30 protein-coding genes and 4 pseudogenes are annotated in these 23,600 nt (G+C 61.1%); 8 read left to right on the top strand and 26 right to left on the bottom strand.

What is annotated here, in order from left to right; translation table 11 throughout:
* Nucleotides 1-14 precede the first annotated feature (14 nt).
* The 6 genes from RAM80_RS06505 to RAM80_RS06480 all read right to left on the bottom strand — a co-directional run bounded on the left by RAM80_RS06505 (nt 15) and on the right by RAM80_RS06480 (nt 4,431).
* Entirely contained in the window at nt 15-770 is a 756-nt protein-coding gene (locus RAM80_RS06505; RefSeq protein WP_416425402.1) for a hypothetical protein, read from the bottom strand.
* A 33-nt stretch (nt 771-803) separates the two neighbouring features.
* Nucleotides 804-1,484: a C39 family peptidase gene (locus RAM80_RS06500; RefSeq protein ID WP_416425401.1), complete on the bottom strand. Its 681-nt coding sequence runs from the start codon at nt 1,482-1,484 to the stop codon at nt 804-806.
* A 68-nt stretch (nt 1,485-1,552) separates the two neighbouring features.
* The gene (locus RAM80_RS06495) at nt 1,553-2,530 is read right to left on the bottom strand and encodes a heme utilization protein (protein ID WP_416425400.1); all 978 of its coding nucleotides are present in this window, start codon (nt 2,528-2,530) and stop codon (nt 1,553-1,555) included.
* A 55-nt stretch (nt 2,531-2,585) separates the two neighbouring features.
* Nucleotides 2,586-3,161 (bottom strand): adhesin, encoded by a 576-nt coding sequence (locus RAM80_RS06490; RefSeq protein ID WP_416425399.1) that lies wholly within the window; start codon nt 3,159-3,161, stop codon nt 2,586-2,588.
* 1 nt (nt 3,162) lies between these two features.
* Entirely contained in the window at nt 3,163-3,597 is a 435-nt protein-coding gene (locus RAM80_RS06485) for a hypothetical protein (protein ID WP_416425398.1), read from the bottom strand.
* A gap of 309 nt (nt 3,598-3,906) precedes the next feature.
* A complete protein-coding gene (locus tag RAM80_RS06480) occupies nt 3,907-4,431 on the bottom strand; it encodes an AAA family ATPase (RefSeq protein ID WP_416425397.1) in 525 nt (174 codons plus the stop codon).
* Between the two features lie 270 nt (nt 4,432-4,701).
* On the opposite strand from RAM80_RS06480, the gene RAM80_RS06475 reads away from it, so the two are divergent.
* Nucleotides 4,702-5,532: an undecaprenyl-diphosphate phosphatase gene (locus tag RAM80_RS06475; protein ID WP_416425396.1), complete on the top strand. Its 831-nt coding sequence runs from the start codon at nt 4,702-4,704 to the stop codon at nt 5,530-5,532.
* Nucleotides 5,519-5,938 carry a DUF1294 domain-containing protein gene (locus tag RAM80_RS06470; RefSeq protein WP_416425395.1) on the top strand — a complete coding sequence of 140 codons (420 nt, stop codon included), beginning with the start codon at nt 5,519-5,521 and terminating at the stop codon, nt 5,936-5,938. Before RAM80_RS06475 ends, RAM80_RS06470 begins: the two co-directional genes overlap by 14 nt.
* Nucleotides 5,939-6,058: 120 nt before the next feature.
* Here RAM80_RS06470 and RAM80_RS06465 read toward each other — a convergent pair whose 3' ends face one another.
* On the bottom strand, nt 6,059-6,409 hold the full coding sequence (locus tag RAM80_RS06465) for an MmcQ/YjbR family DNA-binding protein (protein WP_416427426.1): 351 nt from the start codon (nt 6,407-6,409) through the stop codon (nt 6,059-6,061).
* A complete protein-coding gene (locus RAM80_RS06460; RefSeq protein WP_416425394.1) occupies nt 6,409-7,317 on the bottom strand; it encodes a LysR substrate-binding domain-containing protein in 909 nt (302 codons plus the stop codon). Before RAM80_RS06460 ends, RAM80_RS06465 begins: the two co-directional genes overlap by 1 nt.
* Nucleotides 7,318-7,448: 131 nt before the next feature.
* Between RAM80_RS06460 and RAM80_RS06455 the strand changes: the two genes are divergently transcribed.
* Both RAM80_RS06455 and RAM80_RS06450 read left to right on the top strand, forming a co-directional pair.
* Nucleotides 7,449-8,012, top strand: a complete 564-nt coding sequence (locus RAM80_RS06455) for an FMN-dependent NADH-azoreductase (RefSeq protein WP_416425393.1) — start codon at nt 7,449-7,451, stop codon at nt 8,010-8,012.
* Nucleotides 8,013-8,228: 216 nt separating this feature from the next.
* Nucleotides 8,229-9,266, top strand: coding sequence for an alpha/beta hydrolase family protein (locus RAM80_RS06450; RefSeq protein WP_416425392.1), 1,038 nt, complete (start codon nt 8,229-8,231; stop codon nt 9,264-9,266).
* On the opposite strand, the gene RAM80_RS06445 is transcribed toward RAM80_RS06450, so the two are convergent.
* The 4 genes and pseudogenes from RAM80_RS06445 to RAM80_RS06430 all read right to left on the bottom strand — a co-directional run.
* Nucleotides 9,260-10,453, bottom strand: a complete 1,194-nt coding sequence (locus tag RAM80_RS06445; RefSeq protein ID WP_416425391.1) for an MFS transporter — start codon at nt 10,451-10,453, stop codon at nt 9,260-9,262. The two genes, RAM80_RS06450 and RAM80_RS06445, sit on opposite strands and share 7 nt — an antisense overlap.
* Nucleotides 10,454-10,617: 164 nt before the next feature.
* Nucleotides 10,618-12,204: an ABC-F family ATPase gene (locus RAM80_RS06440; RefSeq protein WP_416425390.1), complete on the bottom strand. Its 1,587-nt coding sequence runs from the start codon at nt 12,202-12,204 to the stop codon at nt 10,618-10,620.
* Between the two features lie 20 nt (nt 12,205-12,224).
* Nucleotides 12,225-12,809, bottom strand: a pseudogene (locus RAM80_RS06435) (site-specific integrase); the annotation flags it as partial.
* Nucleotides 12,802-13,269 (bottom strand): annotated as a pseudogene (locus RAM80_RS06430) (hypothetical protein); the annotation flags it as partial. The pseudogenes RAM80_RS06435 and RAM80_RS06430, both read right to left, overlap by 8 nt.
* An 80-nt stretch (nt 13,270-13,349) precedes the next feature.
* On the opposite strand from RAM80_RS06430, the gene RAM80_RS06425 reads away from it, so the two are divergent.
* Nucleotides 13,350-14,291, top strand: coding sequence for a hypothetical protein (locus RAM80_RS06425; protein WP_416425389.1), 942 nt, complete (start codon nt 13,350-13,352; stop codon nt 14,289-14,291).
* 37 nt (nt 14,292-14,328) lie between these two features.
* Here the strand turns inward: RAM80_RS06425 and RAM80_RS06420 are convergent, their stop codons facing one another.
* Together RAM80_RS06420 and RAM80_RS06415 are read right to left on the bottom strand one after the other, a co-directional pair.
* Complete coding sequence (locus RAM80_RS06420) at nt 14,329-14,712, bottom strand: hypothetical protein (RefSeq protein ID WP_416425388.1); 384 nt, start codon at nt 14,710-14,712, stop codon at nt 14,329-14,331.
* 13 nt (nt 14,713-14,725) lie between these two features.
* A complete protein-coding gene (locus RAM80_RS06415) occupies nt 14,726-15,487 on the bottom strand; it encodes a hypothetical protein (RefSeq protein WP_416425387.1) in 762 nt (253 codons plus the stop codon).
* Between the two features lie 106 nt (nt 15,488-15,593).
* On the opposite strand from RAM80_RS06415, the gene RAM80_RS06410 reads away from it, so the two are divergent.
* On the top strand, nt 15,594-16,004 hold the full coding sequence (locus RAM80_RS06410; RefSeq protein WP_416425386.1) for a hypothetical protein: 411 nt from the start codon (nt 15,594-15,596) through the stop codon (nt 16,002-16,004).
* Here the strand turns inward: RAM80_RS06410 and RAM80_RS06405 are convergent.
* From RAM80_RS06405 to RAM80_RS06385, 5 genes and pseudogenes are all read right to left on the bottom strand, one after another.
* Nucleotides 16,001-16,312, bottom strand: coding sequence for a hypothetical protein (locus RAM80_RS06405; RefSeq protein ID WP_416425385.1), 312 nt, complete (start codon nt 16,310-16,312; stop codon nt 16,001-16,003). The two genes, RAM80_RS06410 and RAM80_RS06405, sit on opposite strands and share 4 nt — an antisense overlap.
* Nucleotides 16,287-16,649 (bottom strand): hypothetical protein, encoded by a 363-nt coding sequence (locus tag RAM80_RS06400; protein ID WP_416425384.1) that lies wholly within the window; start codon nt 16,647-16,649, stop codon nt 16,287-16,289. The genes RAM80_RS06405 and RAM80_RS06400 overlap by 26 nt, the downstream gene beginning before the upstream one ends.
* Nucleotides 16,650-16,730: 81 nt before the next feature.
* The gene (locus RAM80_RS06395; RefSeq protein WP_416425383.1) at nt 16,731-16,880 is read right to left on the bottom strand and encodes a hypothetical protein; all 150 of its coding nucleotides are present in this window, start codon (nt 16,878-16,880) and stop codon (nt 16,731-16,733) included.
* Nucleotides 16,881-17,116: 236 nt separating this feature from the next.
* A pseudogene (locus tag RAM80_RS06390) lies at nt 17,117-17,545 on the bottom strand (single-stranded DNA-binding protein); the annotation flags it as partial.
* Between the two features lie 44 nt (nt 17,546-17,589).
* A pseudogene (locus tag RAM80_RS06385) lies at nt 17,590-18,163 on the bottom strand (lambda exonuclease family protein).
* Here RAM80_RS06385 and RAM80_RS06380 point away from each other — a divergent pair.
* A complete protein-coding gene (locus RAM80_RS06380; RefSeq protein ID WP_416425382.1) occupies nt 18,141-18,401 on the top strand; it encodes a lysis system i-spanin subunit Rz in 261 nt (86 codons plus the stop codon). The pseudogene RAM80_RS06385 and the gene RAM80_RS06380 sit on opposite strands and share 23 nt — an antisense overlap.
* A 177-nt stretch (nt 18,402-18,578) precedes the next feature.
* Here RAM80_RS06380 and RAM80_RS06375 read toward each other — a convergent pair whose 3' ends face one another.
* Nucleotides 18,579-19,037, bottom strand: coding sequence for a hypothetical protein (locus RAM80_RS06375; protein ID WP_416425381.1), 459 nt, complete (start codon nt 19,035-19,037; stop codon nt 18,579-18,581).
* Nucleotides 19,018-19,785, bottom strand: a complete 768-nt coding sequence (locus RAM80_RS06370; RefSeq protein ID WP_416425380.1) for a type II toxin-antitoxin system MqsA family antitoxin — start codon at nt 19,783-19,785, stop codon at nt 19,018-19,020. The genes RAM80_RS06375 and RAM80_RS06370 overlap by 20 nt, the downstream gene beginning before the upstream one ends.
* Nucleotides 19,786-20,588: 803 nt before the next feature.
* On the opposite strand from RAM80_RS06370, the gene RAM80_RS06365 reads away from it, so the two are divergent.
* Nucleotides 20,589-20,792 (top strand): hypothetical protein, encoded by a 204-nt coding sequence (locus tag RAM80_RS06365; RefSeq protein WP_416425379.1) that lies wholly within the window; start codon nt 20,589-20,591, stop codon nt 20,790-20,792.
* Nucleotides 20,793-20,940: 148 nt separating this feature from the next.
* On the opposite strand, the gene RAM80_RS06360 is transcribed toward RAM80_RS06365, so the two are convergent.
* The 5 genes from RAM80_RS06360 to RAM80_RS06340 all read right to left on the bottom strand — a co-directional run bounded on the left by RAM80_RS06360 (nt 20,941) and on the right by RAM80_RS06340 (nt 23,582).
* Nucleotides 20,941-21,075, bottom strand: coding sequence for a hypothetical protein (locus RAM80_RS06360; RefSeq protein WP_416425378.1), 135 nt, complete (start codon nt 21,073-21,075; stop codon nt 20,941-20,943).
* Between the two features lie 565 nt (nt 21,076-21,640).
* Nucleotides 21,641-21,802 carry a hypothetical protein gene (locus RAM80_RS06355; protein ID WP_416425377.1) on the bottom strand — a complete coding sequence of 54 codons (162 nt, stop codon included), beginning with the start codon at nt 21,800-21,802 and terminating at the stop codon, nt 21,641-21,643.
* A complete protein-coding gene (locus RAM80_RS06350) occupies nt 21,799-22,299 on the bottom strand; it encodes a hypothetical protein (RefSeq protein WP_416425376.1) in 501 nt (166 codons plus the stop codon). Before RAM80_RS06350 ends, RAM80_RS06355 begins: the two co-directional genes overlap by 4 nt.
* 214 nt (nt 22,300-22,513) lie before the next feature.
* On the bottom strand, nt 22,514-22,840 hold the full coding sequence (locus RAM80_RS06345; RefSeq protein ID WP_416425375.1) for a hypothetical protein: 327 nt from the start codon (nt 22,838-22,840) through the stop codon (nt 22,514-22,516).
* A gap of 40 nt (nt 22,841-22,880) precedes the next feature.
* Nucleotides 22,881-23,582, bottom strand: a complete 702-nt coding sequence (locus RAM80_RS06340) for an SOS response-associated peptidase (RefSeq protein WP_416425374.1) — start codon at nt 23,580-23,582, stop codon at nt 22,881-22,883.
* Between the last annotated feature and the right edge of the window lie 18 nt (nt 23,583-23,600).

The following is a 23,600-nucleotide window of genomic DNA, read 5'->3' as shown; positions in this document are numbered from 1 at the left end:
TCATGCAGCGTAGGTCAGTACCCCATGTTACGCAGGCCCCTGAGCTGGCTCAGGCCCGAGTCGATATTGCCGCTGGCGGGCACGTTGTTACGCATCACCACGTTGAGCTGGGTCAGGTTGCTGACCTGGTTGGAGCCCCCCAGCAGGGTAGTCAGTTGCGACAGGCCGCCCTGGCCCAGGGCTTGGCTGGTGGTGCCCTGGTTGTTGTTGGCCTGGATCGACATCTGCACGCCGCTGCCATTGCTGGCCACGGTCAGGCTGCCCGCCCCATTGGTGCCGGTAATGGTGCTGCCCGGGGCCAGGACCTGCCCTTGCGGCGCCGCCGGGGTGGGGGCGGCGCTCGCTTGGGAGACGTTGATGTCGACGTTGTTGTAGGCGCTGTTGTTATCGCCTGCGGCGCGCACCGACTGGGTCACGCCCTGGGTGGTGGTCAGGCCGGCGCCCCCGGTGACAATGCCGGTGCCGGGGTTCTGCGCCAGGTCAGCGGTGCCGCTGCCCTTGCTATTGAAGGTTTGCACGTAGAACTGCGGGGTGACGGTGGTGGACTGCACCTGCATGTTCGCCCGTGCGCCCAGCATGTCGCCGTTGGCGTTCTGCCAGGTGGTGGACATCACCACGCCGAAGCTGATGATGCGCCCGGGCATGACAAAGCGGCCGCGCAAGGTGGAAAGCTCGGAGTCCTTGACCTCTATCGGTTGGAATGCCGGCGCGGCGTGCACCGGCACACTGGCAGCCAGGCACACGGCCAGCAGCCACTGTTGAGTATTCATCGGGTGCTCCTGGAGCTTCATGCCCCTATTTATTTAGAAGAAATCACTCTGGATGAAGCCAAAGTCCATGAGATCCGCGTCTTGCACGGGCTTGAACTGATCCAGCTGGCCCTTGGCAGTCAGTGGCACGGGCGGGGTGAGCAAGGTGTTGGTCTTGTCGTAGCCCTGGCCAATGACGGCGAAAATGATCCCGTTCCAGCCTTTCACGAAGTCTTCACGGGCGTAGCGCTTGTGGCCCAGCACCGGGTCGCCGACGTAGACCCAGTCGCGTTGCACGCGCTGCATCACAACGAAATGCTTGTAGCCACGAATGTCCATCAGCACCACGACGGGAATGTTGACTTTGTCCAGGCTGTCGGCGGGTATGCGGTAGCCACGGGCACGCATGCCGATGCTTTCCACATACTTCTTCATGTCCAGCATGGAGAAGCCCTGCACCTTGACGGTGTCCTGGTCGGAATGGGCGAGCATGCCTTCGATCACCTGTTTCTCGTCGACGTCCAGCCAGTAGGCTTGGCGCAGGACCGTGGCCAGCGCGGCGGCGCCGCAACTGAAGTCGGTCTTCTGCTGGACCAGGTCGGAAAAGTGCCGCTCACGCATGCTCTGGATCGACTTGTGAATCACCGTACCGCCAGGCAGGGCAGGTATGGACATGTTCGAGGCCCAGGCAGGGCCAGCCAACAGCAGCAGTGTCAGGAGGGCAGAAGTGCGCATGGTCGAGTCGCCTTGCTTGGTGGAGCTGAAAAAGAGCCCCCTTGCGGGGGCCCTCGAGACCGTCGTGATTACATGCTGGTTTTGCCGGCAGCGATCGACAGCGAGTTGCTTTGTTGGTTGCCGATACCTGCCGAGACGTTGGCGCCGACGTTGCCGGACACGTTGTTCAGCGAGTTGTTCAGCGAAGCGGTGTTGGTCACAGGGTTGGCCCAGCCGCTTGGGGTCAGCACTTGATAGGAGGCTACGCCGCCCAGCTCGAAGCTGCCGCTTTCCTTGAATTTCAGAGGCTCGACCTTGTCGTGGTCCCTGCCGCCGCGGTTGTCCCAGCCGCCATGGGAGTCGTCGCCCACGGTGCCGGTGCCGGTGCCTTTGTAGGAGCCAGTGGCACGGAAGGAGGCGGTGAGGGTGTCCTTGGTGTAGGTACGGTCGGCGGCGTTGGCCACCACGGTGCCAGTCGAAGTCTGGTTGGCCGAGGCGCTGGCGCCGGCTACACGACCGCCGGAGACGGCGATGGCCAGGTTGTTTTTCTGTTGGTTGTAGTCGCCCGAGGTCACGTTGATGCCAATGTTGCCCGAGCTGCCGTTGGCGGTACCGTTGAGGCTGGTGTTGGTGCTGGTGGAGTAGTTGGCCACGGCGTTGCCGGTGTTGCTTTGAGTGGCCGAGGTTTGCGAGAGGGCGCTGCCGAAGATGAAGCTTTCATCGGCGGTGGCGATGGCAGCGGCGTTGTCTTGTTGGTTGGCGTCGCCGCCAGCCACGTTGATACCCAGGTTGCCGTTCGAGCCGCCAGCGGAGCTATTGACCGATGCCGAGTTCTTGGTGCCTTGGTTGACCACGGTATTGCCCGAGCTGGTTTGCGCGTCGGACACCACGGCTGCAGCACCAGCGGTCAGCTGGATTTGCAGCATGGGATCGGGTTGCTGCTGATGACCACCATGGTGCGGATCGCCATGCCCACCTTGGTTGCGATCGTCGCCCGCGTGAGCGGCGACGGCCATGACGGCAGCAAGGGCGAAGACCAGAGGCTTGAGGGCCATTGTAGGTTTCATGGTGTTTCTCCGTACTTATTTTATTTTAGTTAAGTGTTGTTTCTGTCTTGGAGGGTCAGTCAGCGACCCTTACGCTCAGGGTGTTGCCCATGCGGTTCCCCACCCCGGCGCTCTGGTTCAGCTGGATCAGTCCACGGCTTCCGGTGAAGGCCTGGTCATCGGTGTTGACCTGGCGGGAGCCGAGTGAACCTGCTGAGTCGGAGCCTCTTGCCAGCGCCACGTTCTGTTGTGACAGGGCGCTGTCGTCAACGCTGAGCGGCTGCGCACTGGTGGTCAGGCGCATGGCGTTGGCTTGCTGGTTGTTGGCGCCGGCGGTCTGGTTGATGCCCAGGGCGCCGTTGCCGTTGCTGAACGAGTTGCCCTGTATCGACGACCGGGCGTTCATCACCGGGTCGACCACGGCCTTGGAAACCTGCTTGATGTGCGTGGTGGCGCTGGCCTGGGTGCCGCTGGCGATGGCCCGGGCGTTGGCCTGCTGTTGCTGGTCGCCGGCGGCCTGGTTGACGGCCATGTTGCCGTTGTAGCCGACGCCGGCATTGCTGATCACGGCGTTGTTGACCACGGGCACGCTGCTGTCGGCGAAGGCGCTGGCGCAGCCCAGCAGGGCGATGAAGAGCAGGGTAGGTTTCATCTCACTTGCCTCCGGTCATCATCTGCAGCGGGGCCAGGCCCTGGCTGAGCGCCGAGTTCACGGTGTTGGAGATACCGCCGCCAGCGCCGCCGGAGTGGCCGGCGGAGACGCCCGGCAGGGCGCTGCCGGTGACTGCGCTGAGGCCGCGCAGGTTGCCATCGGGCATCATCAGGCGGGTGACGCTGCTGCCGGTGTTGATGCCGGCGATGTCGCCGTCGCTCAACTCGGTGTTGACCGCAGCGTTCACTTCGCGGGACATGTTGGTGTTGACGGTGACCGGGTTGGGGTCGGGGCGCATGGTCGGGCGTGTGGCGATGCGTGGCTGCACTTCGCGCTGGATGACGATGACGCCGTCGCCAGCGGCCTGGGCCGCCAGGTTGTAGCAGCATCCCAGCAGGAGCAGGCAGGCAATGCCTTGTTTGGTAGTCCCGATCATGGCCATCCCTCTTCTTGTGTTCGCCGGCCTTGTTGGCGTTGCGAGGAAGAGAGCAGGGCGTGTGCCAGTTTTGAGAATGGCTGTTAAATCAAGGTGTTGGCCTTTTAAGCGGGCAGTGCCGGATTTTTGCTGTAACAGCGCTGAGACAGTTCCAAATGAAAAGCGGTCTCAGACAATGGCCAGTGGCCGTTGTTCCCCCCAAACCTGGGTGTAACGCTGGCCTAACAAGTGGGCTGGCGTTTCGCTGCAACCCCTGCCGGCGGGCCTTGCACCTGCGGCATGTGTTTCAGAAGTGGACACTTGTTGCCGTCAGCCCAGCAATCTTTCCACTCGGGCACTGGCGGCGGCCAGCCGTTGTGGCCAGTCTCCCTCGATGACGGCGTAGGGACGCTGGTGAGCTTCCAGCCACTGCTGGCAGTCGGCGAAAAACGCCAGGCGCTGCTCCAGGTCAGGCTGACAGCGCTGCCCATCATCCACCCAAGTGATGCCCTTGGGCGACAGCAACAGGTGCAGGTGGTAGTCGCGCTCCAGCAGCGCGGGTTCGATCCAGGCCGGGCAAGCGCCGAACAGGGTGTGGCTCCACAGCAGGTTGCTGAGCAGGTGCGTGTCGAGGATCAGCAGCGACGGTTGCTGGGCACGGGCGGCATCCTCCCAGGCCAGCTGGCCCCGGGCGATGGCGGTGATATCGGCCAGGCAGGTGTCGCGGCCGCCCTGGCTGTCGATGAAGTGGCGCACGTATTCGCCCACCACCAGGCCGCCGAACCTGGCCTGCAGGGCCTGGGCCAGCACGCTCTTGCCGGTGGATTCGGGGCCGGTCAGTACCAGGACTTTCATGGGCCGGCGGACCGGCGTGGGCGTGGGGTGGGGAACATTTACCGATTCCGTGGGACAAACGTGGCGATTGTAACCGTGGCCGGGCCAACGAGGCAGGCTTTGCTCGCACCTTGATACACGAAAGTGCGGCAATAGAGCGGTTTTCATCGATTTGTCAGCGGAGTGGGCTACTGTCTTCTGATAGCATTTCGCCGCTTTTTCGGCGTGTTGTTTCACTTATAAAGAAAATCAGGAACCTGCCCATGAGCAGGCGTCCATTTGGGGGAATTGATGGATTTATGGACCGCCGCACAGGCATTGATTCTAGGGATAGTCGAGGGGCTCACGGAGTTTTTGCCCATTTCCAGCACCGGGCACCAGATCATTGTCGCTGACCTGCTGAACTTTGGTGGTGAGCGGGCCATGGCCTTCAACATCATTATCCAGTTGGGTGCCATCCTGGCGGTGGTCTGGGAGTTTCGCCAGAAGATCATCGAGATCGTCACCGGCCTGCCCACCCGGCCCCAGGCGCGGCGCTTTACTGCCAACCTGCTGATTGCCTTCCTGCCGGCGGTGGTGCTGGGGGTGATCTTCGCCGACGCCATCCACCAGTACCTGTTCAACCCGGTGACCGTGGCGGTGGCGCTGGTGGCCGGCGGTATCGTCATGCTGTGGGCTGAAGAGCGGGAGCACGTGGTGCGCGTGGAGCACGTGGACGACATGCGCTGGCACGACGCGCTGAAAATTGGTTTCGCCCAGTGCCTGGCGATGATCCCCGGCACCTCGCGTTCCGGTTCCACCATCATCGGCGGCCTGGTATTCGGCCTGTCGCGCAAGGCCGCTACCGAGTTTTCGTTCTTCCTGGCCATGCCCACCATGGTCGGCGCAGCGGTGTATTCGGGGTTCAAGTACCGCCACCTGTTCCAGGCCAGTGACCTGCCGGTGTTCGCCCTGGGCTTCGTCACCGCGTTCGTGTTCGCGATGATCGCGGTGAAGGGCTTGCTGAAGTTCATCGCCAACCACACCTACGACCTGTTCGCCTGGTACCGCATCGGTTTCGGCATGCTGATCCTGGCCACCTGGTGGTTCGGCTGGATCGATTGGGACCATGTCCAGCCGTAGTGCCGGCGCCCAGCGGGCGTCGCAACCGGTGAAGGGGCCTGGGGTGCGTTACCTCAAGTTGAAGCTGCTGGCGCTGGTGGTGCTGTGTGCACTGCCGGCCAGCGGCGTGGTGATGCAGTGGCTGCGCGGTGGCCGGCCGGTGGTACTGTTGGTGTACCTGGTAATGAGCCTGGTGACCTTCGGCCTGTACTGGCGCGACAAGCACCAGGCCCGCCGCGAAGGCCAGCGCACCCCGGAGAAGCTGCTGCATGCCGCCGAGCTGCTGGGCGGCTGGCCCGGCGCCTTGGTGGCGCAGCAAGCGTTCCGGCACAAGACGCGCAAGGTCAGCTACCAGGTGGTGTTCTGGCTGATCGTGGCGGCCCATCAGCTTGGCTGGTTGTACGTATTCACCCAGCACGCGCTGTGACGCCGCCTTCGGCAGCTGCTACGCGTCGTGTGCATCGCGGCCAAGGCCGGCTCCTACCACGCACCGCGTAACGCGGTTGCTGTAGCAGCGGCCGCAGGCCGCGTCCCAATCGCCGCCGCGTCACAGGTCCAACAACAACCCCACCTGCGTCTTCTTCGGCAACCGCCGCACCACCAGTTGGTGCGAGCGGCGCAGCAGCTCGCGCACCTCGTCGTCGCTGACCACCAGCGGCAGCGCCAGGCTCACCCAGTGTGCCCGTGCCAGGTAGGGCGCCGGGCGAAAGCCGGGGCGGTCGACATAGCCCAGGAACAGCTCCTTGCCCACCTTCAACGACAGGCTGTCACCGGCCAGGCCGAACACCGCGAACATCTTGTTGCCGGCCACCGACAGCACGCGAATCCCGCCCCACTTGTAGTCTTCCTGCGCGCCGGGCAGGCCCAGGCAATACGCGGCCAGCTGTTGCTCGTTCATCATATGAAGCGCTCCCCACATTCCTCGAGTGTCTTCACCAGGTGGTCAATCCACGCCCGCACTGCCGGCAGCACGCCGCGCCGGTGCGGGTACACCGCCTGCAGCCAGCCACCGCCCAGCGACCAGTCGGGCAGCAGTTGTACCAGCTCGCCGCTGGCCAGCTCCGCCTCGCAGTGCATCAGCGGCAGCATGGTAAAGCCCAGGCCGGCGATAGCGGTGGCCTTGCGCACCACGAAGTCCTCGATGCCCAGCCGCGCCTCCAGCACCAGGTCGCGCTTGTTGCCCTGTTCGTCCAGCAGGCGCAAATGGACCATGCGGTCGGCCTCCAGCGCGCCCATGACCGGCAGCACCACCAGGTCGTCGGGGCTGGCGATGGTGTTGCCGGCCAGCAGCGCCGGGCTGGCCACCAGTATGGCGCGGGCCTCGCGCAGGCGCCGGGTGACCAGCCCCGGGTCTTCGTCCCACGGCTCGCGCACGCGCAGAGCCACGTCGATGCCCTCGGTGATCAGGTCGACCCGGCGGTTGAGCAGCACCATGTCCAACTGCACGTGGGGGTATTCCTGCAGGAAGCTGCTGATCACCTTGGGCAGGAACTCGTGGGCCAGGCCCACCGGGCACGACACCCGCAGGCGCCCGCGCGGTTCACTGGACAGGCTGGCCACCACCTCGTCGGCCATCTCCGCCTCCAGCAGCATGGCCTGGCAATGGCGCAGGTAGCGCTCGCCGACGCTGGTGAGCTTCAGTTGCCGCGTGGTGCGTTGCAGCAACCGCGCGCCCAGGCGCTCCTCCAGTTCGGCGATGCGCCGCGACAGGCGCGACTTGGGCACGCCCAGCTGGCGGCCGGCGGCGGCGAAACCGCCGGCCTCCACCACCTTGGCGAAGTAGTACAGGTCGTTGAGATCTTGCATGGGGCGTTTTCCCGACTGTCTCATGTGTGGGACAATCTAACGCATATCAATGGACTAATCATCTATTCCACTTCCCGGTAGGATGATCACCATTCCAGCTGCCACGGCGGCTTCATAGACAGGAGATTTCCATGAAACTGTTGCACATCGATTCCAGCATTCTCGGCGACAATTCCGCTTCCCGTCAGCTGAGCCGCGCCGTGGTCCAGTCCTTCGAAGGCGCTGAAGTCACCTACCGTGACCTGGCTGCCGAAGCCCTGACTCACTTCTCGTCCGCTACCCTGGCTGGCGGCGAAGTGGAAGCCAAGCTGTCGGCTGACACCCTGGGCGAGTTCCTGGCTGCCGACGTGGTTGTGATCGGCGCGCCGATGTACAACTTCTCCATTCCTACCCAGCTGAAAGCCTGGATCGACCGCATCTGTGTGGCCGGCACTACCTTCCGTTACACCGAAGCCGGCCCTGAAGGCCTGTGCGGTGGCAAGAAAGTGGTGATCGTCTCCACGTCGGGCGGCATCCACGCTGGCCAGCCATCGGGCGTGGCCCACGAAGAGTTCCTGAAAGTGCTGCTGGGCTTCATCGGCATCACCGACATCGAAATCGTTCGCGCCGAAGGCCTGGCCTACGGTGACGAAGTTCGCACCAAGGCCCTGGCCGGTGCCCAGGCCAAGATCGATTCGAAATTGTTCGCTGCCTGATTACAACGAAACACGCTGAACCCCGGCGCCCGTGGCTGCTCAAAGCACCACGGGCGCTTTGTTTTGCGCGGCATTCGCGTATGATGCGCGGCTTTTGGCCCGGGTTATGCTTGTGCATAGCTGACTAACCTTTCATTCGGTGGCGGCCCAGACTGGACGTACACTGTGATCACTGCGAAAGGTTCCTATCAGGCGGGTAGCAAAGGTGGGCATCCCATGATGCGTCTTTGTGCAAATCTTCTCATGTGCCTGGCCATTGGCCTGGTTTCGGTGCAAGTGTCCGCGGCCCCTCCTGTGCATTGGAGCGTGGGCTTCCATCGCCTCACGTTCCTCGACCCGCTGGACCACAAGCCCATGCAGGCGCTGGCCTTCTACCCGTCGAACCAGCGCGAGCAGGTCACGGCCATCGAAGGCTACAAGGTGGAGGCCACCGAGGATGCGCGCATCGCCATGGGGCGTTACCCGCTGCTGATGCTCTCCCATGGCAACGCCGGCACGCCGCTGGCGCTGCATGACCTGATCACCGCGCTGACCCGCAAGGGCTTCGTGGTGGTGGCCGTCTACCACCCCGGTGACAATTACAAGGACCACAGCCGCCTGGGCGCGGTGAGCAACCTCTACGGCCGGCCGCTGCAGATCTCCGAGGCCATCACCTCGGCGCTGTCGGCGCCGATGCTGTCGCCCTTCATCGACCCGGCCCAGATCGGTGTGATCGGCTACTCGGCAGGTGGCGAGACTGCGCTGATTCTCTCCGGTGCCCAGCCCAACCTCGACCGCCTGCGCAAATACTGCGCCGAATTCCCCAACGACGCTGACGCCTGCCAGACCCATGGCGAGCTGGTGGTGGACCGCGACGACCTGCACGCCGCCGCCGACCCGCGGGTGAAGGCGCTGCTGCTGATGGCGCCGCTGGGCCTGATGTTCAACCGCCAGGCGCTGTCCCAGGTGCAGGTGCCCACGCTGATCTACAGTGGCGACAGCGACAAGCTGCTGGCCTTGGACAAGAACGCCGCCGCCCTGGCGCGCAAGCTGCCCAAGGTGTCGGATTACAAGCTGTTGGCCGGGGCCGGGCATTTTGTCTTCATGGCGCCCTGCGATGACGAGCAGAAAGCGCGCATGCCAGGCCTGTGCAACGACGCCGAGGGCGTCAATCGCGTGGACATCCACCGCGACCTGGTGCGCCAGGCCGGGCAGTTCTTCAGCCAGACCCTGAACGAACCGAGCCACGCCGGCATGCAGACCGCCGATCAGTGAGCCGCTGAGCGGCGCGCCAGCAACAGCACCAGGCCCAGGCCGCCCAGCGAGAGCAGCGCTGCGCAGCAGAAGATCCACGGGTAGCCCAGGTGCAGGGCGATCATGCCCATCAAGGGCCCGGCCAGCGCCAGGGCCAGGTCGAAGAACACCGCGAACGCGCTCAGCCCGGCCCCTCGGCTGGTGCTGGGCACCTGGCTGATGGCCAATACGCCCAGGGCCGGGTACACCAGCGACAGGCCGAACCCCGCCAGGCAAGCGCCCAGCAAGGTGACCGCCGTCGATGGCGCCAGCCACACCAGGGCCAGGCCCAGGGTCTCGATGGCCATGCAGGTGACCGCCACGGTAAACCCGCCCAGGCGGTTAATGGCGTTGATGAACACCAGCCGCGATACGATAAAGCTCAAGCCGAAGGCGCTCAGGCAATAGGCGGCGCCGGTCCAGCCGCGGTCCAGGTAGTACAGGGTGATGAAGGTGGTCAGGGTGCCGTAGCCGATGGACGCCAGGGTCAGGCTTACCCCATACGGCGCCACCCGGCCGAACGCTGCCCAGAACGGCAGGCGCTCGCCGCGCACTACTGGCACCGAGGGCTTGCGGCGGATGCACAGCAGGGCCAGCACCGCCAACGCTGACAAGGCCACGCCCAGGGTATTGAAACCGCCGATGTCGACCATCCACACCCCTAGCGGCGCACCCAGGGCGATGGCGCCGTAGGAGGCGATGCCGTTCCAGGAGATCACCCGCGCCGTCTGCTCGCTGCCCACCTGGCCGATGCCCCAGCTGATGGTGCCCACGCCAATCAGCCCCTGGGCGATACCCAGCAGCACCCGCGCCAGCACCAGAATACCGAGGCTGGCCAGGGGCAGGGCCTGCATTAGCGTCGACACCAGGGTCAGCAGCCCGCTGACGGCAATGCCGCCCAGCCCCAGCACGATGGCGCGCTTGGTGCCCAGGCCGTCGGCGGCACGCCCGGCCATGGGCCGGCTGAGCAGGGTGGCCAGGTACTGCGAGCCAATGGTCAGGCCGGCCACCACGGCGCTGAAGCCCAACTGGTCGTGGACATAGCCGGGCAGCACCGCGATCGGCAGGCCGATGCAGAGGAAGGCGATGAAGGTGTAGAACACGATCGAGACGATCTTGAGGGTGATGCTGAGGTTGCTGGCGGGCGGGAGCGGTTCGGCGGCAGTCATGGCAACTCGTTCGCGGGCGGGCGGTTGGAGAGTTGGATCATGATGGCGGGGTGGGGCAGGAAATGGAAGCAGGCTAACGAATCAAGCAGTGTGGGAGCTGGCTTGCCAGCGAGCTTTTGGGGTGGCCCAAAAAACTCGCTGGCAAGCCAGCTCCCACAAACGGCTTAGAAGGTCACGCCCTGGCTGCGCAGGTAGTCGTCGTAGGTGCCGCTGAAGTCCACCACGCCGCTGTCGCTCAGCTCGATGATGCGGGTGGCCAGGGACGACACGAACTCGCGGTCGTGGCTGACGAAAATCAGCGTGCCCGGGTAGTTCTCCAGCGCCAGGTTCAGCGCCTCGATGGATTCCATGTCCAGGTGGTTGGTCGGTTCGTCCATGATCAGCACGTTCGGCTTCTGCAGGATCAGCTTGCCGAACAGCATGCGGCCTTGCTCACCACCGGAGATCACCTTCACCGACTTCTGGATCTCGTCGTTGGAGAACAGCATGCGGCCCAGGGTGCCACGGATCATCTGCTCGCCCTGGGTCCACTGGCCCATCCAGTCGAACAGGGTGACGTCGGCTTCGAAGTCGTGGGCGTGGTCCTGGGCGTAGTAGCCCAGCTCCGCGCTTTCAGTCCATTTCACGGTGCCGGCGTCCGGGGCCAGCTCGCCCACCAGGGTACGCAGCAGGGTGGTCTTGCCGATGCCGTTCGGGCCGATGATGGCTACGCGCTCGCCGGCTTCGACGGTGAAGCTGAAGTTCTTGAACAGGGTCTTGCCGTCGAAGCCCTTGGACACGTGTTCCAGGGTCACGGCCTGGCGGTGCAGCTTCTTGGTCTGCTCGAAGCGGATGAACGGGCTCACGCGGCTCGATGGCTTGACCTCGGCCAGCTGGATCTTGTCGATCTGCTTGGCGCGGGAGGTGGCCTGCTTGGCTTTCGAGGCGTTGGCCGAGAAGCGGCTGACGAAGGTCTGCAGCTCGGAGATCTGCGCCTTCTTCTTGGCGTTGTCGGCCAGCAGCTGCTCGCGCGACTGGGTGGCCGCGGTCATGTATTCGTCGTAGTTGCCCGGGAACAGGCGCAGCTCACCGTAGTCCAGGTCAGCCATGTGGGTGCACACGCTGTTGAGGAAGTGACGGTCGTGGGAAATGATGATCATGGTGCTGTTGCGCGCCGTGAGGATCGTTTCCAGCCAGCGGATGGTGTTGATGTCCAGGTGGTTGGTCGGTTCGTCGAGCAACAGCACTTCCGGGTCCGAGAACAGCGCCTGGGCCAGCAGCACGCGCAGCTTCCAGCCTGGCGCCACTTCGGTCATCGGGCCGAAATGCTGTTCCAGGGGAATGCCCAGGCCCAGCAGCAGTTCACCGGCGCGGGATTCGGCGGTGTAGCCGTCCATCTCGGCGAACTCGGTTTCCAGCTCGGCCACGGCCATGCCGTCTTCTTCGCTCATTTCCGGCAGCGAGTAGATGCGATCGCGCTCGGCCTTGACCTTCCACAGCTCCTCGTGGCCCATGATCACGGTGTCGATCACGGTGAATTGCTCGTAGGCGAACTGGTCCTGGCGCAGTTTACCCAGGCGCACGTTCGGCTCCAGCATCACCTGGCCAGCCGACGGCTCCAGGTCGCCACCGAGGATTTTCATGAAGGTCGACTTGCCGCACCCGTTGGCGCCGATCAGGCCGTAGCGGTTGCCGTTGTTGAATTTGACCGAGACGTTCTCGAACAGCGGCTTGGCGCCGAACTGCATGGTGATATTTGCTGTGGAGATCAAAGGGCTTACCTATCAATAGCTTACGGAACGCTGGTTTGAGCTGATACCGTTTTGATACCAATTTGGAGCTTTTCCAGCTCGCTCCAGTCCGAGCTTGAGTTAATCCAACGCGCATACGTTGACAGCAGCATCTGCACGCTATGGCCGAGCTGCTGGGAGATGAATGCGGGGTTCAAATTCGACATTAAGCATATTGTCGCATAGGTGTGACGGCAGTTGTATGGCGGTCTGTACCGGATTCCCAGCGTTTCGAGGGTCGGGCCCCACTGCTTGTGCACGTCAGAGGTCTGTTTTACGTACTCGCTGTTCTTAGAGGGCGGGAATACGTAGGGGGTGGTGAGGATCTTGCCGGCGCCTTTTTTCCGACGTTCTGCATACTGGCGGGCGAATTCCAGGGCGTGCAGCGCCCGGTCGTTGAGCAGCACGAATCGATCCTTGCCGGTCTTGGTGCGCTCCTCTATCTCGCCCAGGGCTACCGTGCGGCACACATGTGCGTGCTTTTTGTTGAAGTCGATTGCATCCCAGCGCAGCGCTAGGGCCTCGGACAGCCGCAGCCCGGTGAAGAAGGCGAACTCGAAGAAGGCGGCGTAGATGGTGCTGGGCCATTGCCTTGCAATCCTCCTTACTCAGGCCTCGCTCGATCATCGGTGCGATCACTGGGCGGTCAGGATTGCGCTCGCGGAAGTCCTCAAAACGCCAGGCCTCTTCGGCGGTATATCCGAACACCATCACGTCATCTGGCAGCTTCCAGGTGTCTAGCAGGCGGCGCTTGAGCAGCTTGGTGCAGGGCGCGCCGTACTGGTTTTTCATGAACCGCTCACGTCGGAACACCTCGATGATGTCGGCGCCGTATTTCTCGTCCCGCAACACCGTCACCGGCCGGCCAAACCAGACTTCGCAAGCCGCCAGGAAGCGTCGATTGTCTTCGTGCTCATTGGCCAGGAAGGCATTGATGATCTGTACATCGTGGGTTGCGCCGTATTCTGCAAGGGCCAGTTTCGTGGCTACGGCTGATGCTGCGCCGCAACTGAACTGGCAGACGATACGGCAGTTTTCTGTGGGCATGGGGATACCTTCTACCTATGGCGCTTTGCCTGCATATGTTGTATTCAGTGCGTTCAGTTGATGCACATGGAGTGGTTCAGATGGCTGATGGGGCCGGTAAGAAAGCGCAGAACTGGGCGAGCAATCGCGTTAAGCACGCATTGCACCTCCCTGGCTGGGTGTTTAAGAGAGAAAACGAAACGGTATTGCGCGCTAGCGGCACGCAAGTACTTGTTTCCGAGTATGAGGCGGAAATGAAAGGCAGTATTTTCTGTCCGGAATGTTGCTGTCCCCTGTTCAGGTCTCCAGCGAAGGAAGATGCCAACAAGCGGGGGAAGAACGCTCATTATGCCCACCAGCGGAACACTGTCACAGAATGCGGTCTAAGGAGTAAAAAGGCTGAGGGTAAACGCTACGCCACGGAAGAAGATGCGGCACAGGCCATCGTTGACGGTAAATTAGTTGTTGTCGAGAGCTTCCTTAAGGACCGTCCTGTCACGCCTGAGAAAGACGCTGAAATTTACGATCAAACGGTCGTGGAGGATCAAGATGGACAGATTGCGAGCGTGCCCATCGCTAGGCATAGAGGAACGAAATTCAATCTTCCTTCCAAAATCACAACTGTGCGTGGGCTTTGCACGAAATTCGACGAAAACCTCTACAAGTATTACGTTTTCCCTGGCGCTCAGCATGCTCACTTGCTGGCTGATGCTATCCGCAACGTGGATACCTTGTCTGGTATCACCGAGATGCCAATTCTCGGGTATGGGCAGATCGTGGGTATTTATGAGCCTGGGAAGTACGCTCATAGTACAAGGTTCATCAAATTGAAGTTTGGTCATAAAGGGGGGTACGGCGACTTCTCGATCATGCTGTCGCAAGAGGAAGCTGATAAACACAACCTAAATGCAAGCTCCGTGGGGCGCTTCGCAATGTTCTACGGTCGAATTAGCGTCAACGGCACAGGGTTGAGCGTGAAAAGCTTGGGCTGGGGGGAGGTCTCACTGGTTCCGAAGAAATATGATAAATATCTAACTGAGTGAGGGCTTCAGATCAGCGCTGTTTTTTCGGGATTGAAGATTAGGCCCGGCGTACCTTGAAGCCGAACATGCACTCGATGTCGTGGTACTCGCACCGCTCGTAGGCCTTGTACTTGGCCTGCAAGGGCGTGCTGGCTAATACATCGACGATGGTGCGATTGGTTATGTCCCACCAGCCCCAGCCACTAACCAGCACCTGGTAGCGCTTCAGCGGCAGCTTTTCGGCCATCTCGCCGTACTCGATTCCGTCTTCTGGGTGGTACCGGCCTGGCTGACGCTTCGTACTCCCATCAAGCACGATGCCAATGTAGTGGCCGAAGTCTGCGGTGATGATGCCAGGCTTGCCGTAGGCGATGACTTGGCGCCCGATGCAGGCGGGAACGCCGTAGTACTTCTGCACGTATTCGCAGGGGGGGCCGATCATGGCCTTCCCTTGGTCAGGCGGCTTTCGCTTCGGTCTGCTGGGCGACTATCGCCTTGGCGGCGTGGTTGATCAGATACAGCCGGTTGATGAGGCTTTCGCGCGGCTTGTCGATGGTGATCTCCCAGTAGTCGCAGCCCAGGCCCAGCTCTTCGTAGTTATCACCCATGAAGGTACGGGCTTCCTCGGTGTAGCCGACATATCCAGCATCGCTCACTCGATCCTTCAGACCGTCCCAGAAGTCGTAACCATCCTCTCCATACTCGATAACCTCATGCCTCGCCTCGACGAATTCGCAAAGTTCGTCCCAGCGACCTGACTCCCCCATGCCGCCGTCGTTACGCATCCATTCGGGCAGAGCTGCGTACTGGTCGTCGTCATGGGTGTTCTCGCTGATCCGGTTACAGACGCCCGTCACAATCGCGGCCCGGAAGGCCTCCTCATCGAACTCGCGTTCGCGGCAGTGCTCTTCGAGCTGGGAGTGGATATAGTAGCCGATGTCATCCCCGGCCAAGAACTCAATGCCGTAGGAGAGGCCGACGCCGAAGGTCAGGCCGTCGATATCGCCGACAGTGGCGATGCCAAAGCGAGTTATGAGGATATCGAACGCGTAGCAGGTAGTGCCTGGTGCTTTGCAGCGCCACGCCTTCAGCTGATCGGTGTCAGCCAGGACTGTGTATTCGAGGTCCTTCAAGCATTTCGCCGCACGCTCGCGGCGCTTGGCTTTCTCGGTGTTGCGCTGCGCAATCCATTCCTGGTGGCGTTGTTCGTTGCTCATGGCAATCTCCATTGCATGCGCCGCCCTCCGTGGCCGGATGGTGGCAATTTGATTTGGGAGGGTCTATACGTATTGGCCGGCAATAGGCCGGAACAAGGAGTTTTAAATGGAAAAATCGGAAGCCGTTTCAATTATTGAGAGCTTGATCCATAGCCTCAAAACCGAGCCAGGTCAGTTCAATATTGAATTGAAAGTCGTTGGCCAGACCGTTTCAGTTACCAACGGAGGCATTGGCCAAATCAATGCCGTTACTGGAGGTGCTGCTGGATCTACAACTATCGGCAATAAAGTGGTGGTTGATGGCTCGTCAGTCGAAATTGCTCGCGCACGCGCGGGACAAGCGCTTGATGCTCAAATGTCAGGATTGGTGGATGCGCTTGAGAAAGTCGCTGCTGAATTCCGCTCTGAGAAGCCGGATAAAGGCGTCATTCAATCGGTAATAAAGGCAATCGGCGAGTCCTGGGTTCCCCCGCTAATTACAGGCGTAGTGAAGACTGTAGCTGGGATTTTTAGTTAATCATCCCTGCCTATCCGCAGCGCTTCACGCTGGTAGGCCAGTTCCAACCTCCGCGCCACGGCCGGCGACACCGTGATTTCGTGGCGCGGCGGTTCCAGCAACGGCAGCGCACCGGCCGGGCCCAGTTCATGCAGCCGATGAATCATCAGCGTCATCGCCTCGCCCTGTTCCTCGATCCCGGCCCATTTCATCAGTTCAGCCAGGGCCTGCTTGGTGCCAGGGCGAACCTTCAGCCTCAGATCCTCTTCCTGTAGCGCTGCTGCCTTGGCGTGGCGGCGTTCGTCACGCTGCTGCTGAGTCAGTGCCATGCTGATCTCCATTTCTCACGAAGGTGGTGCCCGGGCCGTATTCCATCAGGTCGCAAAGCCGGTTGATGATGCGCAGAGCGGCGTCGAATACCTCAGCGTCGTCCGGCTCGCGGGCCAGACGCCGCATGTTTGGCTGGTGCTCCAGACAGACCTTGTCCACCAGGCGGTAGGCCGGCGCGCGGAGTTCATCGGCGCTGTCGTGGAAGCGCAGACTCAGCGCGAACGCCAAAGCCACATCATCAGGCTGGTACTGGCCGCCGCTCCGGGTGTTGTAGAGCTTCTTCACCGACTTCATCCACGACGGAAGGGTCACGACTCCAGATGCTGTCTTTTGCATGTTGGTCTTCCTGCAGCCCACTGGGCGGTAAGTAGAGTTGGTCTTGCCGGCGGCGCTGGCGCACTCGGTTATTCAGTCGCTTCAAACCCGGCGCCCGGCGTAGGCCAGTTGCATCTGGTACTTGGCGGCGATCTGCTCTATCTGGGGTGTGGTCAGCTTCTCGCCGAGGGTGCGCAGCTTGTTGCGCAACTGGATGGCCGTGCGTGTCACCGGGCCGTGGGCCGTGTCCATAACGGCATGGGCCCGAATGAGGCCCCGCCAGATCCCGCTCCTTCTGCATGAACTCGCGGCGCGCACCGGCCCGCTGGGTCATGGCGGTGTTCCAGGACAGCGGCCGGCGGGGATGGGTTTCGCTCAGGCCGCACTGCTGGACCTGCCCGCCAGACATGAAGAAGGCCGCTTTTGCGGCCTCCAGTTCGGCTTGGCGCTGGGCGCCTGCCAGGATTTCATGATCGATCATGGGCACCTCAGAACGGTATGTCGTCGTCGAAGCTGTCGAAGTCTTGGGCTGGCTGGGCAGCGCCCTGTGGCGCGGGCCGTGATTGCTGGGTGCGCGGCGCCTGCTGCTGAGTGCGCTGCTGTTGCGGCGCCGGTTGCTGCTGGGCGGGCGGCGCGCCGGCGAACTTGATGATGATCACCGTGCCGGTGAGCTTGATACCCTGGCTGCCGTCACCTTTGGTGTAGGTCTCGACGTGGGCATCGTCGATGGTGAAATGCAGTTGCTGCCCCTTCAGCAGGTAGGGCGCCATGGCCTCGGCCTGCTTGCCCCAGAGCGTTGCGTCAATCCACTGGGTGGGGCGCTTGCCGTCCTGGCCCTTGCGGCCGTATTCGCAGGCCAGAGCCAGGTTGCACACGGCGTCGCCGTTGGGGGTATAGCGCAGTTCAGCGTCTCGGCCCAGCCGGCCGATATCGGTAAGAGTTGGCATCGTGATTCCTTGAGTTATGCGGCCAGGCCGAGCACCTTGTTCATGCGCTCGTCGAGGATTTCGTAGAAGGTGGCAACCCGTTCGGTCAGCTTGCGGATCAGCACTTCGTCGCGGTAGACGCTTGATGAACAGCGGCATGCCGGGCCAGTAGCAGACGAAGTCGATCCACTCGCGCTCGGAGACCCACAGACCGCCCTGGCACTGGGCGATGTGCTCCTTCGGGATCTCGCCGCCCAGGATCACCTCAACCTGCAGCTTCGGCAGCTTGGTCTTGATCTCGGTCAGGCCCTTGTCGCCGATGAGCGAGTCGGGCGAGTAGCCGATGCCGTGGTTCAGGATGATGCCCACCTGGTGAGCCTTCACATCCTCGCGGCTTTCGTACAGGCCGCGGGCGATGCCCTCGTACTCGTGGCCGCGCTCGGTGTGGCGGTTGCCCTGGAAAGGATCGGCGGCTTCACCGGTGATGCGCTCACCGATGAGGGTGTTCATGTAGGTGAAGGCCCCGGCGCCGAAGCCCGCTTCACCCTTGCCGTTCACCAGCAGGCTGTCCAACTCGCTGCAGGTGATGATGCCCAAGCGCAGGTCCATCCACGCTTGGGTTGCTGGCACTCGGCGGATGCGGATCCCAGGCAGTTGTACCGCAGACAGTAACGGTGGCGGCGGGGTGCCCAGCGCCTCCAGCGCCGCCGGCCTGGGCGATGCAGGAACAGTTGAACTCAGTGGAGAAGCTGGACAAGCGGTTTTCGATCTTCGCGCCGACCTCATCCGAGAGCGCTCAGCCCTGAGGGCGCTGCAGAATTATGCGAAGGTGTGCCGCCCTGGATAGTTGCGCGCCAACAACAGTAAACCATTCGAAGCTGGCTTTTCGGCACGGTTCGCATAAGAGGCTTTTCTTGTGCGCTGGAAGTGTTTGACTTCAGCTAAACTATGCCTTTATTTTAAATATATCCACTCAGGGTGGGAGTGTTGAAGATTCAAGCGCCTAGGCAGAGCAGCATGCGCATCATCCCTTAGGTCTGTGCGGGAGTTTCACCCCGGTCAAATGCATGCGGCTACATTGCGACGTTAATAGTTCTCGCCAATATGGCCATACATCTGTTATCACATGGATAAATGCAAATTCATCAAGGATAGACTGCTCGACTTGCTCCTTTACTAAATATTCGGCGACAAATAGTCCCTCAATAATTGCACAAATATCCATTTCTGGCTCTTCAACTTCTGAGTTTCTCGACCAGCGGACACCGAAATTTACCTTGACTTTGAATATTCCGTAATCTTCATCGTCACATAACTCAAAGACTTCAGATGTGTCAATGTATGATCGCGTCTGAATGTGAAGTGAGAATAGATCTGTCTCATATTTAGGGTCGAAGTCTCCCAAAATGTTTGACGTTAGGTTGGCAAGATATGCATCATGAAGCTCTAGTCTCTGGCTATGCTTAGATGCTGTGCTGATCATATGCAGCCTCACTATACTCGCGGGAAAGATAATGCTTCGAGTTTTCTTCCTCTCCATATACTCGAGGTGGCTTGCTTGGAGTGGACGCAATATTTTTTTCTGGGTATGACTCAATATTAGCCTCGGTCATATAATAATCCTGGCAAATTATGTCGTCTGTGGTGTGAATCTCTATTGTGAAGTCTCGTATGATGTGTGCTCTTGGGGCGTTAGCGTCAATGGCTGTTTCACTCGCGAAGATGCCATATGCATGGGCTTGTGTTATTGGCTGTGCATGCTTAGGTATCACATCGAAGGTCTTGGGTTTGAATATCGAAATGAAAGGATGGTCTAAATCAGGGCGCGACAATAGCCATTCTCGCGCGGAGGGGACGGACGCAGCTAGTCTAATCAAAGTATCCATTGATTCAGACTGGGTGATGTCATCATTTTCATATTTAGAGAACGCAACTGGCCCCCCCCCGAAAACATCAGCTGCTCTTGCTTGCGTCAGGTTCATAGCTGCTCGTAGGTTGGCGATCTCACGACCAGTCAGTAGCCCGTCAGCACGCTTCTTGAAAGCTGTTACTGATCTTTTGTTTATTCGGGATTGAGCAGCAGACGCCTGATCGGATCCGCAGATTGTGCACTCGGAGAAAACCATTTTGACCTCGCCTGAGCGACCCTTGTACTCGACAATCTCAAGCGATTCGCGTTCGCAGAGGTTCCCTTCGCCGCAGACGGGGCACATCTCAGCATGCGTAGTCATTTGGTTCTCCGAAAATCTTCTAGGTGACATGAGGCTACGAGCAAAATTGATCCGGTTTTTCCAATACAGAATTTGACGTAGTAAGGGCAGAGCAGTTCCTTGTGCATAGCCTCTATCCATTCGGGCCGGTTCACTGCGTAAGCATCGCATGCAGCCAGCGGGCCATTGGGTTTGTTGGTGCACCACTCTGATCCTAAGAAGGTGCCGGACCTCAGGGCATAGCTAATCAGAGCTGCGACGTCGGCGCCCTCAAAGCCAAGCTTAGCGGCATCACCGATGCATTTGGTCGACCAGAGGGTAATGTTGGGCCGGGATGCATCTACCAATGCAAGCACGTCTGCTGGCGCGTACAGAGGGCCTCCGGCTATTGCCCTATCTCCGTCATCAACGACAGGCGAGCCTTGAAAACGACTTACAATTGTACGACTTACCATCGTGGTAAGTCTAGCGCAATGCTAGCCCTGTCAGGCCATACACCTGGTACTGATGGCAAGATGACGCTCCAAATAGTGACGAATCCGGACCAATGCCTTGTACTCGGAGTCGGCATGGCGATTATGGTGTATTGCTATCCTACCCAAGGACTAGTTATTGCTCTACTAGATGGATCCGAAAAGTATTAATTTTTTGGGGGGGAGCGACGGTGCCGTGGCCGGTGAACCTCTATGTCCGCAGCATGGAGGCTCGCCGGGATCTGTGCGCTGCCCGGCAGCGTAGCGCCAGGCTGGTCATGCAGGCTGAAGAACTGGGGCGGAAGTGAGACGGACCGCGCGCCGAACCGGGCAATGTGCGGGTGCCCGCTGATGCGCAGGCTGGCCATTCGGCGGCGCCACCTGAACGTGGCGTTCGATACGAAGGTGCTCCGCGACGTGAAGCCGGTCAGTTTCGTCATTGATGTGATGGACGAGCAGGTCCCGCTGTTCAACCGCCAGTCACGGGTTGCCAGAACCAGTGCCGGCTGGCCCCTGGAGTCGTCACCGCTACCAATGCTGATGGATGTTACGTGACTCTACCGGCTTCATCCTGAAGGAGGTGGACGGCGCGCTGGATGCTCAGTCGTGGTGGTGCCGGGCGCCGTAGTCAGCCTTCTTTGCCGAGCTCTTCGAGCTCGTTACCGATCAACTTGATGTCCTCGTCCAGGCCATCCAGTGCATCTCAGGCTTTCGCCGCGGCATCATTGCCACCATTCTGCTCAGCCCAGATCGCCAGGTCTTCTATAGCAGCTCCAAGCGCCAGGTTGGATTTGACCTGAGCGACCATCAACTTCGGAAGCATTTGGATTGTGGTCATCGAATACCCTCCGTTGGTGTTCGAAGGGTAGCAGTTCAAACCGTGGTTTTGATTGAGGTTGGCACGACGGCGGGAAGGGAGTTATGCAGATTCGGCATGGAACAGCAGACGCACCGTTGATACCATTTTCGATACCAATGGGCGATTTTGGCCGGTCGTATCTGATCGTTTGTAATCATTTGGCCCAGCAAATACTGATCATCCGTAACCACCCATCGCCATTTAAGACTGCATGGTGATGTTGGCTGTGGAGATCAAAAGACTTACCTATCAATAACTTGGGGCGCAAACGTCAACAGCAGCATCAGGCCGTGGGGCCGAGCTGCGGGAAGAGGAGTGCGGGAGTCATACCGGACGTTGTGGCCATTGTCTCATAGCTGGGGCGTCAGCGCAGCGCCTGCCGAGCGCAAATGTGCCGGACGTGAGGCCGGATCAACTCACGGGCAGCGGTCAATTTCCTTGTGGGTGCCGATTCGCCGCAGCTCGGCCGTCGTTCCGACCAACTCGAAGCTGAGCTTGTGGCTGTGATTCGCGGTGATGTGGATGGTGTAGATGCCTGGCCGTTTCAGGCGGAAAGCTTTTCAAGCCGAAGCTTTTTGGGCTGCGGGTCGGTCATCAATTGCCGATAGGCTTGCTTGAATGCTGCTTTTACGTCATCCGGAAGCCCGCGGTAGGAGTTCTGGAATGATGTCCGGCCGACGTCAATGGCGGTGATGTTCAGCCTCACAGCGAGTCGAGAAAACTGTCTATTTCCTCAGGTTTACTGAGCACCTTGGGGGTATGACCCGTTTCAGCCTCTGCGTTGCTCTCCAGCACGCTCCAGCGCAGCGTTTCGGTGGCGCTATTAAGGGCGTCAAGCGCTTGGAGCAGGGCGGCGTACGCGTCGGCAACGCCATCTTCGTCACAGAGTCGCGGGTCCGATATCGCAGCCTTCATCTTGCGTGTGCAATCGGCATGCGACGCGACGAGGCTGTTCTGCAGTTTTTCCAGCACGGGGATGAGCTCTGCTTCGGGAATGACGTTTTCCGAGCTTCCCGACTGAATCGCATGGGTGATGTTCGTGAACGCCTGCTGGGCCGTTTCGAACAGCCGAGTGTGGTGCAGGAGGCTGTCGAGGGTGCCATCGATGACCCGGAGCAGGTCCAGTGAACGCACCGCTCCGGCGCCCATTAGCTCTGCGGTAGAGAGCGCATAAGCCAGTGGGTGGTGGTTTGCCGGATTCATCGTTGGCTCCTGGGGTATCCGTAGGGCTGGACCGCGATTATGGATGACTGAGGGGTAGTGTCAACGCGATTGCCGCGCCACGACACGTCTGGTCACTCATTTTATTGCAAGGTGATAGCCAGAGTTTAGATGGTCTTGGCCGTGACGCGGCCTGGCGGCCGCTGCTACAAAGAACCTGTAGCAGCGGCCGCAGGCCGCGTCCAGCACGCAGGCCTCAGACGAACGGCTGGGCGTTCGCGCTGCCGCGCGGCAGGCGGCAGGTGTTGGGCAGGGCGGTCAGGCGCTGGCGCCAGTTGGCGTGGAAGCAGAAGCCGGGCTTGGGCTGGGCCTTGGCGGCGGCCTGGGCCTGCATGCGCTGCTGGCGGATCTCGGCCAGCGAGGGGGTGGTGTTCTTCGCCGCCTTGGGCGCTGCATCGGTCTTGCCCAGGGATTTCAGGCAGGATTTGCAGGAAACTTCCTCAGGGTTCGCGCAGCTGACGACGTTGGGGGTGTTGCGGCCACAGGCGATGTCGCTGCCGTTCGGTGAGTAGTGTGTAACCAAACCGTGTTTCTCCAAGCATTTGAAATCAATGCTGATTTTCTCACATAAAGAGGTCGCCTGCCGAGTCGGGCGTGCTCAACGGTGCAATCAGCCCGGGGCCTTCGTTGCGCACGTTGCCTACCTCGCGGCCCACGCGGTACCACTGGAAGTCAGCCACGGGGCGGCCTTCGTGGCGCAGCAGGGCCTCGGCCTGGGCGGCGTCGAGCCGGGGGTCGAGCCAGGCGCGGGCGGCGTCGGGGGCCAGCACCACGGGGCGGCGGTCGTGGATGTCGACCATGCCCTGGTCGCTGGCGTCGGTGATGATGACGAAGCCGTCATGGTCGCCGCTGACCTGCGCAAGGCCGGCGAAAAACAGCGGCGCGCCGTTGTTCAGGCGGATGAACCAGGGTTGCTTGAGCTTGGGCTGCGCGGGGTTCTTCACCCATTCGTACCAGCCGTCGGCGGGCACCAGCACGCGGCCGGACGGCCACAGGGCCTTGAAGAAGCGGCTGCTCGCGACGGTCTCGACGCGGGCATTGATAGGGGCGGGGCGCTTGTCGGCTGCCCAGGCCGGGGACCAACCCCAGCGGGCAGTGTCGATGTGCAGCCCTTGCGCGTCGGCGCGCAGCAGTGGCACCCGGGTGGTGGGCGCCACGTTGTAGCGCGCCGTGGCCGGCGGGTCGCCGTGCACGGCGCGGGTGATGAATTCCAGTTCCAGCAGGTACTGGTCCATCCGTGCTGCCTGTGAGAAACGTCCGCACATCGCCTGGGCCTCCTTTAT

It is taken from the genome of Pseudomonas sp. App30, from assembly GCF_047947025.1.
Lineage (GTDB): Bacteria > Pseudomonadota > Gammaproteobacteria > Pseudomonadales > Pseudomonadaceae > Aquipseudomonas.
Note: the sequence above shows the minus strand (reverse complement) of the source record. Positions and strands in the feature narration are given on the sequence as shown.